Genomic DNA, 3216 nt, shown 5'->3' with positions numbered 1-3216 from the left:
GGAAAAGTTTGATATAATCTCAGGAATTGTTAGAGATCGGAAAAATTATGATCTGGCTTTAAAACAAAAAGTTCAATTTCATATCTTTGCTCTGTGGAGTGCAACAAGCGCTTGGCAAGATACAGATGAAATGGTTAATGCGATTCCAGGGATTTTACCTGCAAATCAATCTATTATTGTTCCAGTTCCTTATGTTTTTATTGAGAATAACCCCATTGCTATTCAAGCTCAGAATCAATTCAATAGAGATAATGGCTTTTCCTTAGAAGGAACAATGCTCAGGCATCAAGATATTGCTTATTTTCAAGGCAGAAGTAATCATCTGTTGAAAGTGAAGAATTTTGAGAAATCTGTGTTTACTGTGGTGGGATTTTCTAAAGGGACGGGTAAATATTCAGGAAGTTTAGGTAAAATATTAATTGAAGGTGATGTTAACTCTGTTAAAGTTACTGCTAAAGTTGGAACTGGATTTACTGATGCTGAAAGGTTGGAAGTTTGGAATAATCAAACTCGGTTCTTAAATCGTCTAGTAGAAGTGATTTATTTGGGTGTGACTTCTAAATATTCTCTAAGGCATCCCGTGTTTTCAAGGTTTGTTTGAGAGACGCTACCGCTTAACTGTGGTAGTTGTTTAATTAATTGCCATGAATAAAACTGCTACTGCTATTAATATTTGGTCAGGCTCTAAGCAAATGAAGGGACTTGGTGCCGCTTTGACTAATCCTACTGAGTTAAGTTTTAAGAAAGGGAACATCAAGAATCATTATCCCATTAACTTCAGAGGAGTTCAGTTTATAGATGCTGAGGCAGCTTATCAACAGTTTAAAACCGGAAATCTTGAAGAAGATAAGAAATTAATGACTCAAGTTATTGTTGTCAAATTAATTAAATATCCTCGGCTCTTTGAAAAGATTCGAGACAACGGCGGTGTGGCTTGGCTGGAAAAATGCGCTCATCTCGTAGTCCATAATCAACGTTGGGAAGGGGTGGGACATCAAAGCAATTTTATTTGTTGCTTAATCGATGCTTATCTCTTGATTGCCAAAACCATAGTTATTAATCGAGATCATTAACTAAAAACTTCGCTATTAAGTGGTAGTTAGCTACAATTCATGCTATTCCCTAGCTACCACTTTAAGCTGTTGGTTTTATTTCCAATAGAATTTCACAATGATTAGAATTCCACCTAAATTCGGTTCTAAACTTCCCCCTGCTGAACCTGATCAATCCAAAGGTAGCATTTTTGATAGACTGAATGCCAAGCTTAAATGGGAACGAGAAAATATTCAACCCCACTTAAAAGATTTATTTCCTCTCTATAATCATGACTGCATTATCTTCCTACCCGACAATGGAAATTGTTACTATGTTGGGAAAGGATATGGCAATTATCTAACTGGCAGGGATGATGATTATAACAGAATTGGAGAAATCTTAGCCCAGATTTAGACTTTCAAATAAATTAAGCGGTAATTAGGTGTAACGGAAAATTCCTAGCTACCGCTTTTAAATTTTAGTTGTTTTTTGGAGTAATCATCATGTACATTAATTCTACCATCACTTTTGCCGGAATTCAAGGTAAAGTTTTATCAGTTTCTCCTCATGGAAATTACTTAACAGTTGAACTGAGTAAACGCATTGTAATCGTGGGCACGATTAATAATAAATTCCAGTGGGAAGAGAACCCTGAACAACAATCTGGTTTTGTTTCCTTCATCACTTATATTGGATTTAATCAACCTGAATTCTCGGCACTCTCAGAGCAAATTCAATTCTATGGTGGTCATATTGACAATTTCCGAGATTCTAAACGTAACAAACATTTTCTCCTTGAGTTTAAAGTCAGAAAACTCTCGCCTGAATCACTTGTCCAGTTGCTTAACGAACTTCATTGACAGATAACAAAATCAATAGCGTTATTTTCTTGAGTAACGTTATTGATTATAGCTACCGCTAAAGATTGTTGATTAATTATCAAGTAAAGAAGATGCCCAATTGTTTTCAACTGATTTCACGTTCAACTAATCAACCTGAACCATTTGTAGAAATAAATCGAAAGATTTGTCAACATTTAGGAGAAGTTCAACAAAATGATGAATGGTGCAGAGATTGGTATCCTTACATTGGTTTCTTATTGGCTTCAGGACAAAAAATTGCTTCTGATGAATTAAAGGAAAAAGTCGCTAAGATTGATCAGTCGCTGGTTCCAGTTGTTGAGTTTCTTGCAGACAATTATAATTCAGTTTCTTGGTATGAACGATAGATAGCAAATAACAAAATCAATAGCGTTATTCCCTTGAGTAGCGTTATTGATGAATTTTAGTAACATTTCTTGATTGAGGAAATTGAAACATGAACAGCATAAGAGACAAAGTAATTGAATGCCTCAGTTCTAAAGGATGGGACAGGGAAGATGAAGAATGGAAAACTGATAAAATCATTCCTTATGTTCGTTTCTCTAATCCCATAATGCCACAAAATAATAAAGATTTCCGGTATTGCGTGGCGGTTACAGTTTGGGGTAAAAGTGTAACTACGGATATTCTTGAATACTCTTCCAGTTGTGGTGATCTTAATACAATTCGGCAAATTATTAGGGTTACTTTTGCTGATTTTATTGAGAGAAGCGATGAATTGATTGAATCTGCACATCAGTATTTGTATAAGCATTTCATTCCCTAAACTCAATAAAATACCATAATAAACCAGCAGCAGCATCAGTTGTTGGTTTATTTTTTTATACCTACTAATAAATCATGAAATGTCAAACCAATAACTATATTTTATTGAGTAGCGTTATTGATAACTTGCTATTGAAGCTAACGCTTAATAATGTTGTAGTTTTTAGGAAAAAAGCAATGAACAGTATAAGAGATAAAGTGATTGAATGTCTCAGTAAAGAATGGGAGCAAGAAAACGACACTTGGGAATCACCAGAAGGAAAACTGATTCCTTATATTCGATTTTTTAAGTTTATAATGCCTGATAATGATGATTTTAACAGATACAATATTGCATTTACGATATGGTCGAAAAACGTTTCAGTTGAGATTATCGAAAGTTGTGGTGAATGTGGCCCTGAAATAGATTCTGATGAAAGATGGGCAATGATTCGCATCTTCAGAATCGCCAAAGTTCCCCATGCAGAATTTCTTGAAAGAAGCGATGAATTGATTCAATTAGCTTATCGGAAACTGTACGAAAACTTTAATCCTT

7 protein-coding genes are annotated in these 3216 nt (G+C 34.7%); all 7 read left to right on the top strand.

The features are described 5' to 3' along the window. A partial coding sequence (locus ACKPEB_RS21400) for a hypothetical protein (RefSeq protein ID WP_408967040.1) occupies positions 1-601 on the top strand: 601 nt, incomplete at its 5' end. Positions 602-644: 43 nt separating this feature from the next. Then, a complete protein-coding gene (locus tag ACKPEB_RS21395; RefSeq protein ID WP_408967039.1) occupies positions 645-1073 on the top strand; it encodes a hypothetical protein in 429 nt (142 codons plus the stop codon). A gap of 97 nt (positions 1074-1170) precedes the next feature. Beyond that, on the top strand, positions 1171-1449 hold the full coding sequence (locus ACKPEB_RS21390) for a hypothetical protein (protein WP_408967038.1): 279 nt from the start codon (positions 1171-1173) through the stop codon (positions 1447-1449). A gap of 89 nt (positions 1450-1538) precedes the next feature. Beyond that, complete coding sequence (locus ACKPEB_RS21385; protein WP_408967037.1) at positions 1539-1895, top strand: hypothetical protein; 357 nt, start codon at positions 1539-1541, stop codon at positions 1893-1895. Between the two features lie 68 nt (positions 1896-1963). Continuing rightward, positions 1964-2263, top strand: a complete 300-nt coding sequence (locus tag ACKPEB_RS21380; protein WP_408969358.1) for a hypothetical protein — start codon at positions 1964-1966, stop codon at positions 2261-2263. An 89-nt stretch (positions 2264-2352) separates the two neighbouring features. After that, on the top strand, positions 2353-2682 hold the full coding sequence (locus ACKPEB_RS21375; protein ID WP_408967035.1) for a hypothetical protein: 330 nt from the start codon (positions 2353-2355) through the stop codon (positions 2680-2682). 74 nt (positions 2683-2756) lie between these two features. Continuing rightward, positions 2757-3216 (top strand): hypothetical protein (locus ACKPEB_RS21370; RefSeq protein ID WP_408967034.1); only part of this gene is annotated, 460 nt, incomplete at its 3' end.

The organism is Planktothrix sp. (assembly GCF_046067725.1).
Lineage (GTDB): Bacteria > Cyanobacteriota > Cyanobacteriia > Cyanobacteriales > Microcoleaceae > Planktothrix.
This window is presented reverse-complemented; position numbering and strand designations above follow the sequence as displayed.

Bases quoted from the DNA above. Each gene is read 5' to 3' on its own strand.
- ACKPEB_RS21395 (WP_408967039.1), top strand. From the start codon at position 645: ATGAATAAAACTGCTACTGCTATTAATATTTGGTCAGGCTCTAAGCAA.
- ACKPEB_RS21390 (WP_408967038.1), top strand. From the start codon at position 1,171: ATGATTAGAATTCCACCTAAATTCGGTTCTAAACTTCCCCCTGCTGAA.
- ACKPEB_RS21385 (WP_408967037.1), top strand. From the start codon at position 1,539: ATGTACATTAATTCTACCATCACTTTTGCCGGAATTCAAGGTAAAGTT.
- ACKPEB_RS21375 (WP_408967035.1), top strand. From the start codon at position 2,353: ATGAACAGCATAAGAGACAAAGTAATTGAATGCCTCAGTTCTAAAGGA.